Genomic DNA, 19,497 nt, shown 5'->3' on the forward strand with positions numbered 1-19,497 from the left:
CGCACGGGCCCAGCCCGTGCGGCCGGCCCTCATCACTCCACGCCGTCCACGACCCACTCGCCGCTGGTGCGCACGAGGAGGAGCCCGGGTCCCGGAATCTCCGCCGCCTTGGTGAACGAGCCCGAACCGGCGACCACCGACCCCGCGAGCGTGCACGCCCACGAGAACCGCAGCAGCGCGAACGCCCCCCGCCCCTTCTGCCGGACCCGTATCGGGAGCCGCCCGCCCTCATGGCGGAACGCGTACATGCCCCGCCCCGAGATCCCGTTCCGAGAGCTCGACGCGGGCGTTGCCCTTCCTGCGGACGATGCTCCCCGGCGCCGTTCCCGCGGGAGGCGCGTCGAACGGAGCCGCGCCGGCGGGCTCTTCGGGCCGCTCCCGCTCCCGCTTCCGGCGTCCGGACCCGGCGGCGCGGCCCGTCTCGATCGGCGGGAGGCCCTCTTCCAGCCGCACCGCGTCCGCCGCGCACACGGGCACCGGACGCGCGGTCCCGTCCGGCGGAGCCCACACCGCCCGCCGCACCGACGGGCCGTGACGGGCGTCGAAGAAGCACGGCGGACGGTGCTCCGGCGCCGGCCGGCCCGCCAGCCGTGCGTCCACGCAGGCCAGCGCGTGGCGTCCCGCGTCCAGGGCCCGGATCACGTCCTCGGCGTCGAGGAGGTCCCTGTCTCCGTCGAACGCGCGCTTCGCCCGCTCGTACGCGTCGAGGGCGCGGCCGTAGTCGGCCAGCAGATCCGCGTCGGCGGCGTGCTCGGCAGGCTCCAGGGGGTGCGCCGCCAGCGCCTCCCCGAACGCGGTGATGTCCGCCTCGACGGCGGTGAGCTCGGCTCCGCGCCGGCGCCTGAAGATCCGGAACACCTCTGCAACCTAGCGCCCCGTCCCGCCGCCCCGTTCCGCTCGGCCCGGCGGGGGTATTGGCGGACTTTCAGTCTCTATTGGCGGCGCGTTAATAGCGTGTTACAAGTAACTCAACACTTATGCAGCGCCCGGTCGGGGGCGCGGGGCGCCCTGCGGGCTCCGGACGAACCGGAGCGCCAGAGGAGGTCACCATGGGTGAGAGCACGCGCAGAAGGTTCCTGCGCGACGCCGGACTGGTGGGCGCGGCCACGGCCGGAGCGCTGGCGATGGGACCCGCGCCCGCGCGGGCCGCGGGCGGGAAGCGGGTCGCGGTGCTCGGCGGCGGCGTCGCCGGGCTGAGCGCGGCCCACGAACTGGCCGAACGGGGCTTCCAGGTCGACGTCTACGAGCGCACGGCCCTCGGCGGGAAGGCGCGCAGCATCTTCCCGCCCGGCACCGGGACGGGCGGGCGCCTCGACCTGCCGGGCGAGCACGGGTTCCGGTTCTTCCCCGGCTTCTACTTCAACCTGACCGACAACATGCGCCGGACGCCGTTCCCGGGCAACAGGAACGGATGCTGGGACAACCTCGTCCGCGCCGACGCGTACATGATGTCGCGGCAGGGGCGGCCCGACCTGACCATCCCGTTCCCGTTCCCGCTGCCGCCGGACTCCAGCATCTACGACAAGGCCAGCTTCCTGGCGACGATCCAGTCCGGGCTGCAGACCGTCGCGAAGCTGTCGCTCACCGAGGCGGCGTTCGCCGCGCAGAAACTGCTCGTCTACGTCACGAGCTGCGACGCGCGCAAGCTCGGGCAGTGGGAGAACATCACCTGGTCGGACTACATCCGCGCCGACCGGTTCTCCGACGAGTACAACAAGTTCATCACCGACGGGACGATCCGCAACCTGGCCGCGACCAAGTCCAGGGACGCCAGCACCCACTCGATCGCCAAGGTCGGCGAGGCGACGGTGTGGAGCATCCTCGACCTCGGCAACGAGCCCGGCGGGACCGTCGACCGGGTGCTGGACGGGTCGACGTCCGAGATGTGGCTCGACCCGTGGATCGCGTACCTGAAGAGCCTCGGCGTCACCTTCCACGTCGGCTGCAACGTCGACTCGCTGCAGATCTCCGGCGGCGCCGTCACCGGCGCCGGAGTGACCGCGAACGGGAATTCCAGCACGGTCGCGGCCGACTGGTACATCGTCTCGATGCCGTGCGAGCGGGCCGTGAAACTGCTGAGCGACGACGTCCTCAAGGCCGACCCCACCCTCGCCGGGATCAAGGGCCTGCGCACGGACTGGATGACCGGCCTGCAGTTCTTCCTGAAGAAGAAACTGCCGTTGGCGCCCGGCCACGTCAACTACGGCGACTCCGCGTGGGCGGTCACGTCCATCAGCCAGGAGCAGTTCTGGAAGCGGGACTTCTCCACCTACGGGGACGGCACCGTGCAGGACTGCCTGTCGTCCATCATCTCCGACTGGTTCACGCCCGGCACGTTCAACAAGAAGAAGGCGAGCGAGTGCACGCCCGCGGAGATCGCCGCGGAGGCGTGGGCGGAGATCAAGGCGCACCTCAACGACACCGGGACCGTCCTCACCGACGACATGCTGCACTCGTGGTTCCTGGACCCGGCGATCGTCCGCAGCGGCGGCGGCGTCACCAACGACACGCCGCTGTTCATCCAGCAGCCCGGCTCGTGGAAGCTCCGGCCCGACTCCAAGACGAAGATCCCGAACCTGTTCCTCGCCGGGGACTGGGTGAAGACGCCGATCAACGTGACGACGATGGAGGGCGCCAACCAGGGCGGGCGGCAGGCGGTCAACGCGCTGCTGGACGCGGCCGGGTCGAACGCCTCGCGCTGCTCGGTGCACGAACTGTACGAGTCGCCGCTGTGGACGCTGTTCAAGGCGAACGACAAGGTCCGCTACGCGCTGGGCCTGCCGCACGAGTTCGACGTCCTCGACCCGCGCTGGCCCTAGCCGAGTGACCGGCGCGCCACCAGCGCCGCGTTGAGCAGCTGCAGGTCGGTCGGGCGGGCCGGGTCGAGCCCGGTCAGCTCGCAGATCCGGCGGACGCGGTAGGCGACCGTGTTCGGGTGGACGTGCAGGGCCGCCGCGGTGGCGCGGCGGTCCAGGTTGTCCGCCAGGTAGCGGCGCAGCGTGTGCAGCAGCTCGGGCTTGCGGTCGAGCGGCTCCAGCAGCCCGGCGAGCAGGGCGAGCGCGCCGCTCGGCCGGCTGAGCTGGTAGTCGAGCAGGACGTCGGCGAGCCGGTACAGGCCGGGCGGCCGGCCCGTCCCGCGGACGAGGTCGATGATCTCGGCGGTCTGGGTGACGGCGGCGGGGATCCCGGACGGCCCGGTGATCTCCGCCGCCGCGGTGACGCGGGTGTCGGCGGCCTTCCCGGCCCGCGCGACGAGGTCGTGCACCAGGTCCCAGGACGGCGGCGCGGCGAACGGCAGCAGCGCCGTGCCGCCCGACGCGTCGAGCGCGGTGAGGGCGGGCTCGCCGGCGAACCGGTCCAGCACCGTCCGGACGCGGCGGATCTTGCGGCGGGCGGCGACCCGGGCGCGCTGGCCGGTGCCGCGCTCGTCGGGCGTCCGGGTGAACGCGAGCGTGAGGACCGCGTACCGGGCGGCGGGGCGCAGGCCGGTCCGGCGGACGATCAGGTCGAGCGGCTCCCCGGCGAGCAGCGCGGTCATCAGGGCGTGCCGCCCGCCCTGCTCCTGGCTGTCGAGGACCTGCCGGACCTCCAGGTAGGAGCCGCTGACGGCGGTGGTCAGCCGCGCCTGGAAGTCGACGAAGTAGCCGAGCGCCTCCTGCAGGTCGGGAAGGTCGGACGGCCGGGCGCCGGCGGCCAGCTCGTCCCAGGCCATCGCCGAGCCGATCCGGTAGGCGGTGAGGATCGCCTCCAGCGGGACGCCTTCCTCGGCGCGCAGCGCGGCCGAGTCGCGCTGCCGCCCGAACTCGCCGGCGGCGGCGGGGCGGCGGCGCTCCAGCACGTCGGCGAACTGGCGGAGGCTGTGCTGGACGATCCCGGCGATGTCCCCGGCGATCTCCTCCTGCGGCAGTTCGGCGTAGACGGGCAGCTCGTCCAGCAGCCGGGCCAGGACGCGGCGGGTCAGCTCCGGCGCGCGCGCCCGCAGATGGGCGGCCAGCGGCCGCCCGCCCATGCACAGCGCCCCCTCGGCCGTGCCCGAAGGCGGCCCGCCCAGGCCCGAAGGCGGCCCGGCCGTGCTCAGCGACCCCTTGTTGTCCTCCGGCACAACGGCTCCCGGGAAACTCTGCGCCCGCACCAATTGAACGGTGTGTCAAAAGTCTGGACGATCACGGCAACATCGTCCATGCGGCCAGGGAGCGAAGAGATGAAGCGTCTGTTCGGCGGCGTCGTCGGCTCGATCGTGGCGGCGGCCGCGGCCCTGGCGGTCGCCGGGCCCGCCCACGCGGCGGCGGGGCGGTACGTCGCGCTGGGCGACTCGATGGCGTCCGGGCCCCTCATCCCGGACATCACAGGCAACGTCGGCTGCGGCCGGTCCACCCATAACTACGCGCACGACCTGGCCTCCGCGATGGGCCTGAACCTGGCGGACGTGACGTGCAGCGGCGCGTCCACCAAGCACATGACGCAGTCGCAGGACACCAGCGTCGGGGGCGTCGACACCGGGACCGTCCCGCCGCAGTTCGACGCGCTGACCGCGGACACGTCGCTGGTCACGCTGACGATCGGCGGCAACGACGTCGGCCTCGTCGGCGTCGCGCAGAACTGCGCCACCCTCGACCCGACGGCGACGCCCTGCAAGGGGACGTACGAGGCGCAGGTCGCGCAGCGCACGGCGGAGTTCGAGCCGAAGCTGTCGGCGGTGCTCGACGGCATCCGGCAGCGGTCCCCGAACGCCCGGATCGTCGTCACCGGCTACGGCCTCTACATCAAGCCGAACGGCTGCTGGCCGGTGCAGCCCGTGCTGCCCACGGACGCGAACTTCCTGCAGGGCTCGGTCAACGCCATGAACGCGGTCATCAAGCGGCAGACCGAGGCGCACGGCGACACCTACATCGACCTCGTGACGCCGAGCGCCGGGCACGACTCGTGCCAGTCGGCGTCCAAGCGGTGGCTCGAAGGCTACGTCCCGGTGCACGCGGCCGCGCCGCTGCACCCGAACGCGTCCGGTGAGGCCGCCTACGCCTCCGTCATCCGCGGCGTGATCGACGCCTCCTGAAGACGGCAGGGCGCCGCGTTCGGCGATGCGGCGCCGCCTCCCGGCCCGGGCGCCGCCCCTCCTCAAGGGGGCGGCGCCCGGGCGCGTCCGGAGCGTCTCGTACATTGAGGGCGCCCTGTCCCCCTCGCCGAAGGACCCCGGGATGAACGACGAGATGCGCGCGAACGTCGCCGCGTTCGAGCAGACGGTCCGCTCCTCGCTCGCGCTGGCCGCGACGCTCGGCGCGGCGGAGTGGGAACGCCCGACCGACTGCCCGGGCTGGACGGTCAAGGACCAGTTCTCCCACTTGGTCTCGGTGGAGGCGTCGCTGCTGGGCGACCCGGTCCCCGAGGTCGAGGTCCCTGAGTTCGACCACATCCGCAACGACTTCGCGCGGTTCCTGGAGGCCGGCGTGCATGCGCGGCGGTCCGTTCCAGGGCCGCGGGTGGCGGCGGAGCTGGCGGACGTGCTGGAGCGCCGCCTCGCCCAGCTGCCGGGCCTGGACCCGGACGAGCCCACGACGCTCCCGAACGGGAAGCAGGGCACGTACGCGCTGTTCATGCGGTTCCGCGCGATGGACTGCTGGACGCACGAGCAGGACGTGCGCCGCGCGGTCGGCCGTCCGGGCAACCTGGACGCGCCGGCGGCGGGCTGCTTCTGGGACATCCTCGCCCAGGGCCTGCCGCTCGTCGTGGCGCGCAAGGCGGGGGCGGAGCCGGGGCAGTCGGTGCTGTTCCGGATCAGCGGGCCGGTCGAGCGCCGGGTGGCCGTCGTGGTGGACGGCGACGGGCGCGGCGCGTTCGCCGGCGAGGTGCCGGACGACGCGACGGCCGAGCTGGACATGGAGTGGGAGTGCTACGTGCGGCTCACCGCGGGACGGTGCGGGCCGGACGCGGTGGAGGTGCGGGCCAAGGGGGACACGGAGCTCGCCGGACGGGTGCTCGCCGGCATGGCCCTGACCCCGTGAGGCGCCCCGGCGGGCGGTAGCCGGATCCGGCCAGGGGCGGCCGGGGCGGCTTTACATCCCGATCGTGCCAGTGAATGCTGGCATGATCGTGTTCCCGTCCGGGAGGAGACCGCCCCGTGAGAACCGCGCTCGCCCGCCGCACCGCGCCGCTCGCGCTCGCCGCCGCCGCCGTCGTCACCGCCACGGCCGCCGGGACGTCCGGCACCGCGCTGGCCGACGCGCCGCCCGGCGCCTGGACCTCCACCGACGTCACCGGCCTGACGGCCCCCGCGCTCTACGGGGTCACGGCGCCCGACCGCGGGCACGCCTGGGCCGTCGGCACGCAGTCGTCCTCGTCCGCCCCGCTGATCCTGAGCTACCGGCACGGCGCCTGGACGCCGCAGGCCGCGCCCGCCGGCACGGCCCCCGAACTGGTGGACGTCGCGTCCGGCGGGCCGTCCAACGTGTGGGCCGTCGGGCAGGGCGGCGGCGCCGCCACGGCGAAGTCGCTGCACTGGAACGGCCGCGCCTGGAAGGCCGTCGACTACCCGCGTCCGCAGCCCATGGCCGTTTCGGTCGACTCCCGAGGCAAGGCGTGGTCGATCGGCTCCAACACCGACGGCAGCGGCGCCGCCGTCTTCCGCCGCAGCGGCGGAACCTGGGCGGACAAGGGGCTCTCGCTCGCGGGCGGGGGCATGCTGGACGCGCTGGCCGCGCGCACACCGAAGGACGTCTGGGCCGGCGGCCTGGGCCCGTCCGGCGACGGCCTGTGGCACTACGACGGGACCGGCTGGACGCAGATGGACATCCCCGGCGACTGGCCGCAGTGGGTATTGCAGATCGTCGCGCTGTCGCCGGACGACGTCTGGTTCTACACGATCCCGCAGGACCCGCTGTTCTCCGGCCCGGACCTCGTCCACTGGGACGGGACCGCGTTCACCGTGACGAAGACGCCGTCGCCGTACGAGCAGGTCCGCCCCTTCGCCCAGGATGTCGGGTTCCTCGGCGACATCGCGTCCGACGGGCGGGGCGGCGTGTGGCTGCAGGACAGCCGCACCGCCTACTACCGGCACTTCGACGGGACGGCCTGGACGAGCGTGCCGCGCCCCGCCAACGACCTCGGCGGCTGGCCGCCGGTCTACGACCTCGCGCAGGTCGGACGCACCGCGTCGGTGTGGGGGGTCGGGCCCGGCGCCGGGAACCGGCTGCTGATCGACCGGTTCCGCTGACCCGCGCGCCTTGCCTCGCGGCCGTGCCCTCGCTTCCGCGGGCCCCGGCTGGGAAGATCTCCACAAGCCGCCCGCGCGGCCTCGCCGCCCCCTGACCCCCGACCACCCCCGGAGGTTCGCCCATGGCGAAGATCATCGATCACGGCACCTGGCAGCTGACGCCGGCGGACGAGGGGCTGCACGAGCCCGGGTCCGAGGTGCTGTGGAACGAGTCCTACTACTTCGACTTCGCCGCCCCGGACGGGTCCGTCGCCGGGTACGTGCGGCTCGGCCTGTACCCGAACTGGGACCGCGCCTGGTACTGGGCGTGCGTGACCGGGAAGGACCGCCCGCTCGTCCTGGTCGCCGACAACGACGCGCCGCTGCCGAAGCCGGGCACCACCGACGTCCGCACCGGCGCGTACGAGGCGACGCAGACCATCGCCGAGCCGTTCGGCCCGGTGCGGATCGGGCTGGACGGCGAGGGCGCCGTCCTGCCCGACCCCACCGCCGCGTACGGCGGCACGTCCGGCGCGGAGACGACGCGCCTCCGGTTCGACCTGCGATGGGACACCGTCAGCGGCGTCTACCCCTACAAGGACATCCCGCGCTACGAGATCCCGTGCACGGTCTCCGGCACCGTCACGGTCGGGGACGAGACCCTCGCCGTCGACGCGCCCGGCGAGCGCGACCACAGCTGGGGCGAGCGCGACTGGTGGAAGACGTCGTGGCTCTGGTCGTCCGGGCGCCTCGGCGACGGCACGTTCTTCCACGGCATGCAGGCCAACATCGGGTTCGCGATCCCGTGGCCGTCGTTCCTGGTGCCGCCGGGCGGCGAGATCGCGCACCGCGACGGCTTCTCCGCCGAGACCCGCTTCGCGGCGGACGAGCTGCCGGAGTCGTCGCACCTGCGGGTGCCGGGCGTCCCGATGACCGCGACGCCGCTGGCGTTCGCGCCCGTCGCGGTCGTCTCGCCGGACGGCCGGACCGCGCGTTTCCCGCGCGCGCTCTGCCGCTTCGAGGCCGAGGACGGCCGCACCGGCCACGGCTGGACGGAATGGCACCAGCCGCCCGGCTGGCAGGACCACGGCTGGTCGTACCTCGCGGAAGGCGGCGCCCGATGACCGGGCCGGTCGCGGGCGGCGCCGGCCTGACCGCGTCCTGGCTGACCGAGGCGCTCGCGCGCGACCTGGACGGCGCGGCGGTCACCGCCGTCGCCGCCGAGCCGGTCGGCACCGGCCAGGTCTCCGACAGCCTGCGCCTGAGCCTCACCTACGACGGGCCCGTCGGGCTGCCCGCCACGATGATCGCGAAGGTCCCGGCGGCGGACGAGGCGAGCCGCGCGGCGGCCCGCGCGATCCGCACCTACGAGGTGGAGGCGAGCTTCTACGCGGGCGTCGCGGACGGCCTCGACGCCAGCGTGCCCGCCTGCTACTTCTCCGCCTACGAGCCGGAGAAGGACGAGTACGTCGTCCTCTTGCAGGACCTCGCGCCCGCGCGGGCGGGCGACCAGCTCGCGGGCGTCTCGCCGGACGAGGCGGCCGCCGCGGTCGACGAGATGGCCGCGCTCCACGCCGCCGGCTGGAACGATCCCGACCTCGCCGCGCTGCCCTGGCTGAACCGGCACGGCGCGGAGGCCGCCGAGTTCACCACCGCGTTGGTGACCGGGCTGTACCAGGGCTTCAAGGACCGGTACGCGGACCGGCTGGAACCCGAGGTCATCGGCCTGATCGAGGACTTCCTGCCGTCGCTGGGCGGGTACCTCGCCGCGCGGGACGGCGCGTCCACCCTCATGCACGGCGACTTCCGCGCCGACAACCTGCTGTTCGGCGGGCCGCGCCCGGTCGTGCTGGACTGGCAGACCTGCGCCTACGGGCCGGGCGCCGCCGACCTGGCGTACTTCCTCGGCTCCAGCCTGCCCGTCGAGGCCCGCCGCGCGCACGAGCGCGCGCTCGTTCGCCGCTACCACGCCGCCCTCACCGGGCGCGGCGTGGACCTGGCCTGGGACGACTGCTGGGACGGCTACCGCCGGCACGCGTTCCAGGGGATCGTCATGGCGATCGGCGCGTCGATGCTGGTCGAGCGCACCGACCGGGGCGACGAGATGTTCTGCACGATGACCACGAGGCACGCCCACCACGCCCTCGACCTCGACGCCGCGTCCCTGCTGCCGTGACCGCCGCCGTGGCGCCCCGCGTCCGGGGGCGCCACGGCGGTTCCGGCTCAGGTCCGTTCGGCGTGCGGGAAGTGGGAGGCGAGCAGGTCGGGGGACTCGGGGCGGCCGTCCAGCACCCGGTTCGTCCGGTTGGTGACGCTCCAGCCGTCCGGGGTGCGGCGCAGCGTCCAGTGGTTGGCGGTGGCGCGGCGCAGCGTGAAGCCGTCCTCCTGGTGCACGATCATCAGCGTGTAGCCGACGGCGGTGGCCTCGTCGCCGGTCACGGTGACGTGCGGCGGCCCGACGAAGTGCGCGCAGCCGCCCGCGATCCACCGCCGGTGATTGGTGGAGCGGACCATCGCGTCGATCGCGGGGCGGCCGTCCATCATCAGCTCGTCCACGTCGTACACGCCGTCCTCGTCCCACAGGGCGGCGACGGCCTCGGCGCAGCCGCTGTCGACCAGCGGCCCGTAGGACAGGATCAGCCGGGCGATCTCCCGCTCGTCCTCCAGCGCGCGCAGCCGGTCTTCGAGGGCGGCGAGCCGGGACTCGACATCGGTCACGGGGTGGTCCGTCACAGCGTGGTCCGTCACTGGGTGTCTCCAAAGGTCAGGGCGTAGGTGCCGGCGAGGTCGCGGAGGGCGGCGAGCTGCTCGCGGTAGTGCGCGGCCGACTCCGCCGCGATGCGGACGCCGGCGACGGTCGCGCCCGCCTCCCGCAGCCGGACGAGCGCCGTGCCCGCGCCCTCCGCGTCGCCGATCGGGTCCAGCGGGCGGGACGGGCCGAGCACCACGTCGAAGCCGTCCGGGACGTCGGCCTCGGCGAGCATCTCGGCGAGCCGGGACAGCGGCAGCCCGAACGGCACCCAGCCGTCGGCGGCGAGCGCGCGGCGCAGGGAGCGGGCCGTGCGGCCGCCGATCCAGAACGGGACGTGCTCCTGGACGGCGTGCGGCTCGACGACCATGCCCGAGAAGTCGTAGTGCTCGCCGTGGTACTCCGGCACCCGCTTCCCCAGGGACGCCCGTAGCGCGGCGATGGCGTCGTCCGCGCGCGCGCCGCGTCCGGCGAACGGCGCGCCGAGCAGGTCGAACTCCTCTTCCAGGCTGCCGACGCCGAGGCCGAGCGTGAGCCGGCCGCCGCTGACCCGGTCGAGGGTGCCGTACCGCTTGGCGATCGCGAGCGGGTGGTGGTAGCCGAGCACGAGCACCTGGGTGGCGAGCCGGATCCGGGTGGTGCGGGCGGCGAGGTAGCCGAACGTGGCGAGCGGGTCCCAGTAGACGCCGCCGCGCTGCTCGGCCGCCTCGGCCGGCACCGCGACGTGCTCGCTGCAGGTCAGATGGTGGTAGCCGAGCCGGTCGGCGGTCTCGGCGATCCGCCCCATCTCCTCGATGCCGGCGTCCCGCTCCCAGCCGCCGTGCCCGAGCGGCGGTTGCGCCACCACCGGCGTGACGATGCCGACATGCATCGCGTCCCCTCTCGACAGAAAAACGTTCTACTCGTGGCCCCGCCGTCGTCCGAGCTCCGGGCCGATGCCCGATGCTCCTGCGTGACCTGGCCTGACGCTACCCCTTTCGGTCCGCGCCAGGACTTGCTAGATTCCACTCAACAAGAATTCATTTCAGTCGTGTTCCCGGGAGGTGCGATGACCGAGACCATGGCCGCGCCCACGCGGCGCGATGCGCCGCCCTCGATGATCGAGCGGATGACGCTGATCCTCGACGCCTTCAACGGCCCGTCGGCCCGGCTCACGCTGGAGGACGTGGCCCGCCGCACCGGGCTGCCGCGCTCCACCGCGCACCGGATCCTCGACCAGCTCGTCCGGCAGCGGTGGCTCGCCCACCACTCCTTCGGCTACGGCCTCGGCCAGCGCGCGCTCGGCCTCGGCGGCCAGGACGGCGGGCACGGCAAGATCCGCGAGGCCGCCGCGCCGTACCTGCACGAGCTGCAGGTCACCACCGGCCTCGTCGCGCACCTCGCGGTGCTGGACGGCGCCGAGGTCTTCTACCTGGACAAGCTCGGCGGGCGGCTCGCCGCGTCCGTGCCGTCCCGGGTCGGCGGCCGCGCCCCCGCGCACTCCACCGCGCTCGGCAAGGCGATGCTCGCCTGGCTGGAGCCCGAGCAGGTGGACGCGCTGCTCGGCACTGGGATCACCCGGCTGACCAGCCGCACCATCGGCGAGCTCGGCACCCTGCACCAGGAGCTGCACCGCGTCCGGCAGCGCCGCGGGCTGGCGTTCGAGCGCGGCGAGTCGTTCCCCGGCATCGCCTGCGTGGCCGTCGCGATCCGCGGCGCGGACGGCCCCGTCGCGGGGATCTCGCTGGTCGGCGACATCCACACGCCGCTGGAGAACGTCGCGCCCCTCGTCGTCACCGCCGCCCGCGAGACCTCGCAGGTGCTGTTCCCCGGCTCCGCGGCGGCGGGACGGCCCGGCGGCCGGACCCGCCGCGCGCACACCGACCGCCCCGTCCCGGAGCACACCTGGTCCGCCGCGACCATGAACCGGCTGCTCGCGGTGGACGGCCGCGGCGACTGGATGTGACCCGCCCATCCATGTGAACTCAGCCCCAGCCCCAGCGGTCGCCCTCGCCCCACGGGTCCGGGGCGAACGGCACCTCGGGCGGGTGCACGCCGAACCGGCTGCGGAAGAACAGCATCGGCCGGCGCCACACCCCGCCCGGGGCCTCGTGCACGCGGACCGACAGCACCCGGCCGATCACCACGTCGTGGTCGCCGGCCTCGTGCACGGCGTGGACGGCGGCGTGCACGTTCAGCAGGACGTCCCGGAGCTGGGGGGTGCCGTGCGGGGACAGGTCCCAGTCGAGCCCCTCGTACTTCAGGCCGCGGCTCGACCCGAACCGCGCGCACAGGTCGGCCTGCTCCTCGCCGAGGACGTTCACGCAGAACCGGCCGGCGGAGCGGATCCGGGGCCACGAGCGGCCGCGCCGGTCCGCGCAGAACAGGATCAGCGGCGGTTCGAGCGACACCGACGCGAACGACTGGCAGGCGAACCCGACGGGTTCGTCCCCGTCGAGCGCGGTCACCACGGTGACGCCGGTGGCGAACTCCGCCATCGCCCGCCGGAACTCCAGGGGGTCGGGGGAGTCCGCGGGCTCGCCCGGCCCGGTGTTCCCTGCTGCTTCTGCGGTGAGCGCTGGCTCTGCTGGCATGAAGTCACCTCGCGGCTCTCGGACGCTGTCGCCGGTCTCGATGCACCGGAACGTAGGCACGCGCGGCGCCGCGCGCGCACCCTGATCCCAATGAGTGGAAGCCCGCGCCCGGCGAGCCGTCAAGAGGGCCCCCGGGCGGCCCCTCCGGCGAACGTCCCGCTGATCGGGAATCCACTGGACGGTCCTGACCAAACGCCCGTTAGGTTTCCGGCAAGCCACCCAGAAGGACTGAGAACATGCCCACGGAGCTGACCTACGAGTCGACATTGCGCGAACTCGCCACGGACCAGGGCGTCCTGCGCTATCACGAGGCGGGCGACGGCCCGCCGCTGCTGATGCTGCACGGCTCGGGCCCCGGCGTGACGGGCTGGCGCAACTTCCGCGGCAACCTGGCGCGGTTCGCCGAGCACTTCCGCTGCCTGGTGCTGGAGTTCCCCGGGTTCGGCGTGAGCGACCCGACCGACGAGCACCCGATGGCCGCCGCGTCCGGCGCCGCGATCCGCTTCCTGGACGGCCTCGGCCTCGAGCAGGTCGACGTGATCGGCAACTCGATGGGCGGCATCGTCGGCACCCAGATGGCCCTCGCGCACCCCGAGCGGGTGCGGCGCCTGGTCACCATCGGCGGGATCGGCCGCAACATCTTCAGCCCCGGCCCCGGCGAGGGCATCAAGCTGCTGATGGAGTTCACGGACAATCCGACCCGCGAGGGCCTCGTCCGGTGGCTGCACTCGATGGTCTTCAACCCGCGGATCGTCACCGAGGAGCTGATCGAGGAGCGCTGGCAGCAGGCCACCGACCCCGACACCCTCGCCGCCGCGCGGCGCATGTACTCCACGGCGGCGATGACCGCGAACTTCAAGATGCAGGCCCGCTCGCCCGAGCCGCCGTACTGGGCGATGCTCCACCGGCTCAAGGCCGAGACCCTCATCACCTGGGGGCGCGACGACCGGGTCAGCCCCGTCGACATGATGCTCGTCCCGATGCGGACGATCCCGAACGTGCAGGTCAACATCTTCCCGAACTGCGGGCACTGGGTGATGATCGAGCAGAAGGCCGCCTGGGAGAGCGCGGTGCTGGCCTTCCTGACCCGTAAGGACGAGTCATGAGCGCCGGCGAGGGTTCGGCCTGGGACGGGGAGTACGACCTCGTCATCGTCGGCAGCGGCGGGGGCGGCATGGCCGCCGCGCTCACCGCGCACGACGCCGGGCTGAAGCCGCTGATCATCGAGAAGGGCAAGAAGTTCGGCGGGTCCACCGCGCTGTCCGGCGGCGGCATCTGGATCCCGAACAACCCGACGCTGAAGGCGCGCGGGCACGACGACAGCCGCGAGTCGATCCGCCGCTACCTCGACCTGCTCACCCAGGGGAAGGTGCCCGCGGCCCGGCTCGACGCCTACGTCGACAACGGCCCCGCCGCCATGGAGCTCATCTGCCGCAGCAAGTGGATGAAGTTCTTCTGGACGAAGGGCTACGCCGACTACCACCCCGAGCTGGAGGGCGGGCGGCCGCTCGGCCGGTCCATCGAGGCCAAGCCGTTCGACACCCGCAAGCTCGGCGAGGACGAGCAGTACCAGCGGCCCAACAACATGAAGGGCCCGCTCGGGCTCTGGGTGACCGCGAAGGACTACCACGACCTCGCGATGGCCAAGCGGACGTGGGCGGGCCGCCGCGCCTCGCTGGTCGCGGCGTGGCGCGTGTCGTCCAACATGGTCCGCCGCCGGCACATGGCGACCGGCGGGCGCGCGCTCGTCGCGCGGATGCGGATGGCACTGAAGGACGCCGGGATCCCGCTGTGGCTGAAGACGGCGATGACCGAGCTGGTCACCGACGGCGACGGCCGCGTGATCGGGGTCGTCGCGCAGACCCGCGACGGGAAGACGCTGCGGATCCGCGGCACCAAGGGCGTCCTCCTGGCGACCGGTGGCTTCGACCACAACCAGGAGATGCGGGACAAGTACCTGCCCAAGGGCGGCCAAGAGGACTTCGCCATGGGCGCCCGCGAGAACACCGGCGACGGCATCCGGCTCGGCGAGGACCTCGGCGCCGCGATCGACCTGATGGACGACGCGTGGTGGATGCCGGCCGTCCGGCACCCGCTCGGCGCGGTGATCCCGCTGGTGTCCGAGCGCGCCATCCCCCGGCAGGTCATCGTGAACGCGGAGGGCAGGCGGTTCACCAACGAGGCCGCCCCGTACGTCAACTTCGTCCACGACCAGCTGGAGGGCGGGCACGTCCCCGCCTTCTTCGTGATGGACGCCAAGGCCCGCGCCCGCTACCCGTTCGCGCAGATCCTGCCGGGCGCGCCGATCCCGAAGGCGTTCTACGACAAGGGCATCGCGTTCAAGGCGGACTCGCTGAAGGAGCTGGCGGAGAAGATCGGCGTCCCGGCGGACGCGCTGGAGGAGACGGTCCGGACGTTCAACGGGTACGCCCGCGACGGCAAGGACCCCGACTTCGGCCGCGGCGACTCCGCCTACGACCACTACTACGGCGACCCGAACCTGAAGAACCCGAACCTCGACCCGCTGGAGACCGCGCCGTACTACGCGTTCCGGCTGGAGGTCGGCGACCTCGGCACCAAGGGCGGCCTCGTCTCCGACGAGCACGCCCGCGTCCTGCGCGAGGACGGGTCGGTGATCGACGGCCTCTACGTCACGGGCAACTCGTCGGCGTCGGTGATGGGCAACGAGTACGCCGGCCCCGGCGCGACCATCGGCCCGTCCATCGTGTTCGGCTACATCGCGGCACGGCACGCCGCCGGTCTCGGCACGGCGGGCGGGGACAAGGCTTCGGGACGGGCATGACCGCATCGCTCAAGGCGCGCGTCGTCGAGGTCGTCCGGGAGACGCCCGACGCGAACTCGCTCGTCCTGGAACCGGCGGAGGGCGAGGAGGGCCGGTTCGCCTACCGGCCCGGCCAGTTCCTCACGGTCCGGGTGCCCGCCGGGGACGGCTGGGTCGCGCGCTCGTACTCGCTGTGCAGCTCGCCGGTCTGCGACGAGCGGCTCAAGGTGACGGTGAAGCGCGTCGCCGAGGGGATCGGGTCCAACTGGATCTGCGACAACGTCGCCGCGGGCGACGTGCTGGAGGTGCTGCGGCCCGCCGGCGCGTTCACCCCGCACTCCCTGGACGAGGACCTGCTGCTCGTCGCGGGCGGCAGCGGCATCACCCCGGTGATGTCGATCCTCAAGTCGGTCCTGGCGGGCGGCACCGGCACCGTCACGCTGCTGTACGCCAACCGCGACGAACGCTCGGTGATCTTCGCGGAGGAGCTGCGCGCCCTCACCGAGGAGCACGGCGAGCGGCTGACGGTCGTGCACTGGCTGGAGTCGGTGCAGGGCCTGCCGACGCCCGCCGCGTTCCACTCGCTCGCCCGGCACTTCACCGGCCGGGAGGCGTTCGTGTGCGGGCCGGGCGTGTTCATGGACATGGCGGAGGCGGCGCTGACCGGCCTCGGCATGCGGGTGAACGTCGAGCGCTTCTTCTCGCTCACCGGCGACCCCTTCGAGGAGCCGGACGAGGAGCCGCCGACCGAGGCCGACGAGGCCGGCGTCGCCGAGATCGAGGTGGAGATCGACGGCGAGACGCAGACGGTGCCCTGGCCGAAGTCGCAGCTGCTGCTCGACGCGCTGCTGCGCGCCGGGGTCGACGCCCCGTTCTCGTGCCGGGAGGGCAACTGCTCCGCCTGCGCCTGCGTGGCCCTGGAAGGGGAGGTCGCGCTCGACGCCAACTCGGTCCTCGACGAGCAGGATCTCGCCGACGGCCTCATCCTCGCCTGCCAGGCGAGGCCGGTCAGCGACCGGCTCAGGATCAGCTACGACGGCTGACGGACACATCGGAGGACTTGATGACGAACCCCGTGCTCGACGCGATGATGGAGCGGGCCGAGGAGATCCGCGCGCTCGGCCCCGCGAACGAGTCGCTCGGCCGGCTCGACGACCAGGCCGCGAAGGCGCTGCGCGACGCCGGTGTGATCCGCCAGCTGCAGCCGCGCGCGCACGGCGGGCTGGAGGTGCACCCCCGCGAGTTCGCCGAGACGGTGATGGGGATCGCCTCCCTCGACGGCTCGACCGGCTGGGTCGCCGGGATCGTCGGCGTCCACCCGTGGGAGATGGCCTACGCCGACCCGAAGGTCCGCGAGGAGATCTGGGGCCAGGACCCCGACACGTGGATCGCGTCCCCGTACGCGCCGATGGGCATCGCCCGGCCGGTCGACGGCGGTTACGTCTTCAACGGCCGCTGGCAGTTCTCGTCCGGCACCGACCACTGCGACTGGATCTTCCTCGGCGGGATGCTCGGCGACGAGGACGGCAAGATGGCGCAGCCGCCGCGGTCGCTGCACCTGATCCTGCCGCGCTCGGACTACGAGATCGTCGCCGACTCCTGGGACGTCGCGGGGCTGAAGGGCACCGGCAGCAAGGACATCATCGTCAAGGACGCGTTCGTCCCGTCGTACCGGACGCTCTGGTACGACAAGGTCGTGGACGGGTCGGCGCCGCGCGAGGCGGGGCTGACCGACCCCGCCTACCTGATGCCGTTCTCCTGCGTGTTCCCGCTCGGCATCACCGCCGCCGTGATCGGCATCGCCGAGGGCGCGCTGCACCACCACCTGGCCTACCAGCGCAACCGCGTCCAGATCACCGGCACGAAGATCAAGGACGACCCGTACGTGCTGTACGCGATCAGCGAGGCGGCCGAGGAGATCAAGGCGTCCCGGACCGCGCTGCTGGACAACTGCTCGCGGATGTACGACCGGGTCGCGGCCGGCGAGGAGATCAGCTTCGCCGACCGGGCGGCGGGCCGCCGCACGCAGGTCCGCGCCGCGTGGCGCGCGGTGCACGCGATGAACGAGATCGTCGTGCGGTCGGGCGGCAACGCGATGCGCACCGACAACCCGATCCAGCGGTTCTGGCGGGACGCGCACGTCGGCCTCGCGCACGCCATCCACGTCCCGGGCTCGGTGTACCACGTCTCCGCGCTGACCGACCTGGACATCGAGCCCCCGCAGGGCCCGATGCGCTCCATGATCTGACGTGCGCCCGCGGCGGGCCGCCGCCATGGCGGCGACCCGCCGCACGTCAGCGCAGCAGGCCGGTCAGCAGGCCGGTCAGCGGAGCAGGCCGCGGTCGGCGACGAGCTTCGGGGTCCAGATCACCCGGCCGAGGAACGCGTCCGCGTCCGGCGCGGTGACGAGCCAGACGACGGCGGCGGCGGGCGCCTCCTCCGGCGTCGGTTCGAACCCCTCGTCCTGCAGCGTGGTGAGGCCGCCGCGCGCCGCGCCCGCGTCGGTGACCACGAAGCCGGGGTCGAGGTTGAACGCGCGGATCCCGCGGCCGAGGTACTCGGCGTTGACCGCGCCCGCGAGCCGGCCGAACGCCGCCTTGGACGCCGCGTACGCCACGCCCCAGCCGCCCTCGCCGGGCGGCCCCGGCGGGTCGCTGGTCGCCGAGCCGGAGCACAGGTTCACGATCGTCCCGCCGCCCCGTTCGAGCATCGCCGGCAGCACCGCCTGGATCAGCGCGATCTGGTTCAGGTAGTTGCCGGCCATGACGCGCTCCGCGACGCCGACGTCCAGGTCGAGGAACCGCTCGTGGGTGCCCGCGAGGTGCGCCACCGCGTTGTTGACCAGCACGTCCACGCGGCCCCAGGCGTCCAGGACCGCCGCGGCGGCCGCCGTCACGCTCGCCCGGTCCAGCAGGTCCATCGGGACGGGCAGCGCCCGCGCGCCGAGCGCCTCGATCTCCGCGCGCGTCCGCGCCAGGCTGCCCGGCACCGGGATCGCGTCGGCGTGCCCGTAGCGCGGCGGGATCCGCCCTTCCCCCTCCTCGACGGTCCGCGCGGTGAACGCGACGTCGTACCCGGCGCCCGCGAGCGCCAGCGCCGTCCGCCGCCCGATGCCCCGGCTGGCCCCCGTGACGAGCGCGACCTTCGCCATCCGACCTCCTCGTTGAGTCACGCCGAAAGACTCTCACTGAGCGGGAAGGCCGCCGCGACGCGGCGGCGGATTTGGCAGGTTGACGGGAACGGCCGCCGCGCCTGCCGTGGCGCCGTACGGGCCGCGACACGAAGGGACCGAGGACAGTGACGCACATCCGAGGGCTGGGCTATCTGAAGGTCCAGACCCAGCACATCGACCGCTGGCGCGAGTTCGCCCTCGAAGGGCTCGGGTTCGCCGAGGGCAGCGGCCCCGACCCGGACGGCCTGTACCTGCGCATGGACGAGCGCCGGTCGCGGCTTCAGTTGGTGCCCGGCGACACCGACAAGGTGCTGGCCGTCGGCTGGGAGGTCCGCGACCAGTACGCGCTCGCCGCCGTCCGCGAGGCCGTCGAGAAGTCCGGCACCGCCGTGACGGTGCTGACCGCGAAGGAGTCCGCCGAGCGCGACGCCGAGGAGGTCATCGCGTTCACCGACCCCGGCGGCACGCCCGTCGAGGTGTTCTTCGGCCCGGTCCTGGACCACAGCCCGCTGCGCACCGGGTTCGCGCAGAAGTTCGTCACCGGCGCGATGGGCATGGGCCACGTGGTGCTGCCCACCCCGAACTTCGCCGAGACCGTCACGTTCTACAACGAGGTGCTCGGTTTCCTGCCGCGCGGCGCGATGAAGGTCGGCGGCCCCGTGCGGATCCGCTTCATGGGCGTCAACCAGCGCCACCACAGCGCCGCGATCTGCCCCGCCCCGCACGACGGCGCCCCCGGCCTGGTGCACCTGATGGTGGAGGTCGACACCCTCGACGCGGTCGGCATGGCGCTCGACGCGGTGAAGGAGCGCGGCTTCTCGATCTCCTCCACGCTCGGCCGGCACACCAACGACAAGATGGTGTCGTTCTACGTGCGCGCCCCCGGCGGCTGGGACGTCGAGTACGGCTGCGAGGGCATGCTCGTCGACGAGACGTACTACACCGCCGAGGAGATCACCAAGGACAGCTACTGGGGCCACGACTGGTCGGGGTCCGAGCCGCTGGCCGCCTTCGCCCCCCAGGGGAAGTGAGCCG

Annotated in this window: 19 protein-coding genes; 12 read left to right on the plus strand and 7 right to left on the minus strand. The window is 73.3% G+C overall.

What is annotated here, in order from left to right:
• Positions 1-32: 32 nt before the first annotated feature.
• A complete protein-coding gene (locus amrb99_RS17020) occupies positions 33-248 on the minus strand; it encodes a hypothetical protein (RefSeq protein WP_190856957.1) in 216 nt (71 codons plus the stop codon).
• Positions 229-858 carry a hypothetical protein gene (locus amrb99_RS17025; RefSeq protein ID WP_190856958.1) on the minus strand — a complete coding sequence of 210 codons (630 nt, stop codon included), beginning with the start codon at positions 856-858 and terminating at the stop codon, positions 229-231. The genes amrb99_RS17020 and amrb99_RS17025 overlap by 20 nt, the downstream gene beginning before the upstream one ends.
• Before the next feature lie 191 nt (positions 859-1,049).
• Between amrb99_RS17025 and amrb99_RS17030 the strand changes: the two genes are divergently transcribed.
• On the plus strand, positions 1,050-2,819 hold the full coding sequence (locus tag amrb99_RS17030; protein WP_190856959.1) for an FAD-dependent oxidoreductase: 1,770 nt from the start codon (positions 1,050-1,052) through the stop codon (positions 2,817-2,819).
• On the opposite strand, the gene amrb99_RS17035 is transcribed toward amrb99_RS17030, so the two are convergent.
• Positions 2,816-4,102, minus strand: a complete 1,287-nt coding sequence (locus amrb99_RS17035; protein ID WP_347256717.1) for a helix-turn-helix domain-containing protein — start codon at positions 4,100-4,102, stop codon at positions 2,816-2,818. The two genes, amrb99_RS17030 and amrb99_RS17035, sit on opposite strands and share 4 nt — an antisense overlap.
• Positions 4,103-4,201: 99 nt before the next feature.
• Between amrb99_RS17035 and amrb99_RS17040 the strand changes: the two genes are divergently transcribed.
• The 5 genes from amrb99_RS17040 to amrb99_RS17060 all read left to right on the plus strand — a co-directional run bounded on the left by amrb99_RS17040 (position 4,202) and on the right by amrb99_RS17060 (position 9,362).
• The gene (locus tag amrb99_RS17040) at positions 4,202-5,053 is read left to right on the plus strand and encodes an SGNH/GDSL hydrolase family protein (RefSeq protein ID WP_241755630.1); all 852 of its coding nucleotides are present in this window, start codon (positions 4,202-4,204) and stop codon (positions 5,051-5,053) included.
• 142 nt (positions 5,054-5,195) lie between these two features.
• Positions 5,196-5,999, plus strand: coding sequence for a maleylpyruvate isomerase family mycothiol-dependent enzyme (locus tag amrb99_RS17045; RefSeq protein ID WP_190856961.1), 804 nt, complete (start codon positions 5,196-5,198; stop codon positions 5,997-5,999).
• A 116-nt stretch (positions 6,000-6,115) separates the two neighbouring features.
• Positions 6,116-7,207: a hypothetical protein gene (locus amrb99_RS17050; protein ID WP_190856962.1), complete on the plus strand. Its 1,092-nt coding sequence runs from the start codon at positions 6,116-6,118 to the stop codon at positions 7,205-7,207.
• Between the two features lie 122 nt (positions 7,208-7,329).
• On the plus strand, positions 7,330-8,310 hold the full coding sequence (locus amrb99_RS17055; RefSeq protein ID WP_190856963.1) for a hypothetical protein: 981 nt from the start codon (positions 7,330-7,332) through the stop codon (positions 8,308-8,310).
• Entirely contained in the window at positions 8,307-9,362 is a 1,056-nt protein-coding gene (locus amrb99_RS17060; protein WP_190856964.1) for a phosphotransferase, read from the plus strand. The genes amrb99_RS17055 and amrb99_RS17060 overlap by 4 nt, the downstream gene beginning before the upstream one ends.
• Before the next feature lie 47 nt (positions 9,363-9,409).
• Here the strand turns inward: amrb99_RS17060 and amrb99_RS17065 are convergent, their stop codons facing one another.
• Both amrb99_RS17065 and amrb99_RS17070 read right to left on the minus strand, forming a co-directional pair.
• Positions 9,410-9,904: a nuclear transport factor 2 family protein gene (locus amrb99_RS17065; RefSeq protein WP_190856965.1), complete on the minus strand. Its 495-nt coding sequence runs from the start codon at positions 9,902-9,904 to the stop codon at positions 9,410-9,412.
• Between the two features lie 26 nt (positions 9,905-9,930).
• On the minus strand, positions 9,931-10,806 hold the full coding sequence (locus tag amrb99_RS17070) for an LLM class F420-dependent oxidoreductase (RefSeq protein ID WP_190856966.1): 876 nt from the start codon (positions 10,804-10,806) through the stop codon (positions 9,931-9,933).
• Between the two features lie 177 nt (positions 10,807-10,983).
• Here amrb99_RS17070 and amrb99_RS17075 point away from each other — a divergent pair, with 177 nt between their 5' ends.
• On the plus strand, positions 10,984-11,880 hold the full coding sequence (locus amrb99_RS17075) for an IclR family transcriptional regulator (RefSeq protein ID WP_190856967.1): 897 nt from the start codon (positions 10,984-10,986) through the stop codon (positions 11,878-11,880).
• Between the two features lie 19 nt (positions 11,881-11,899).
• Here amrb99_RS17075 and amrb99_RS17080 read toward each other — a convergent pair whose 3' ends face one another.
• The gene (locus amrb99_RS17080) at positions 11,900-12,508 is read right to left on the minus strand and encodes a flavin reductase family protein (protein WP_190856968.1); all 609 of its coding nucleotides are present in this window, start codon (positions 12,506-12,508) and stop codon (positions 11,900-11,902) included.
• A 236-nt stretch (positions 12,509-12,744) separates the two neighbouring features.
• Between amrb99_RS17080 and amrb99_RS17085 the strand changes: the two genes are divergently transcribed.
• Genes amrb99_RS17085 through amrb99_RS17100 form a run of 4 tightly spaced genes read left to right on the plus strand, consistent with a single transcriptional unit; the run spans position 12,745 to position 17,538 of the window.
• On the plus strand, positions 12,745-13,614 hold the full coding sequence (locus tag amrb99_RS17085) for an alpha/beta fold hydrolase (RefSeq protein WP_190856969.1): 870 nt from the start codon (positions 12,745-12,747) through the stop codon (positions 13,612-13,614).
• Positions 13,611-15,311: an FAD-binding protein gene (locus tag amrb99_RS17090; RefSeq protein WP_190856970.1), complete on the plus strand. Its 1,701-nt coding sequence runs from the start codon at positions 13,611-13,613 to the stop codon at positions 15,309-15,311. The genes amrb99_RS17085 and amrb99_RS17090 overlap by 4 nt, the downstream gene beginning before the upstream one ends.
• Positions 15,308-16,333 carry a ferredoxin--NADP reductase gene (locus amrb99_RS17095; RefSeq protein ID WP_190856971.1) on the plus strand — a complete coding sequence of 342 codons (1,026 nt, stop codon included), beginning with the start codon at positions 15,308-15,310 and terminating at the stop codon, positions 16,331-16,333. Before amrb99_RS17090 ends, amrb99_RS17095 begins: the two co-directional genes overlap by 4 nt.
• 20 nt (positions 16,334-16,353) lie before the next feature.
• Entirely contained in the window at positions 16,354-17,538 is a 1,185-nt protein-coding gene (locus tag amrb99_RS17100) for an acyl-CoA dehydrogenase family protein (RefSeq protein ID WP_190856972.1), read from the plus strand.
• Between the two features lie 75 nt (positions 17,539-17,613).
• Here the strand turns inward: amrb99_RS17100 and amrb99_RS17105 are convergent, their stop codons facing one another.
• Complete coding sequence (locus amrb99_RS17105) at positions 17,614-18,441, minus strand: SDR family oxidoreductase (protein WP_190856973.1); 828 nt, start codon at positions 18,439-18,441, stop codon at positions 17,614-17,616.
• A gap of 146 nt (positions 18,442-18,587) precedes the next feature.
• On the opposite strand from amrb99_RS17105, the gene amrb99_RS17110 reads away from it, so the two are divergent.
• A complete protein-coding gene (locus amrb99_RS17110; RefSeq protein ID WP_190856974.1) occupies positions 18,588-19,493 on the plus strand; it encodes a VOC family protein in 906 nt (301 codons plus the stop codon).
• Positions 19,494-19,497 lie beyond the last annotated feature (4 nt).

The organism is Actinomadura sp. RB99 (assembly GCF_014706005.1).
Taxonomy (GTDB): domain Bacteria; phylum Actinomycetota; class Actinomycetes; order Streptosporangiales; family Streptosporangiaceae; genus Spirillospora.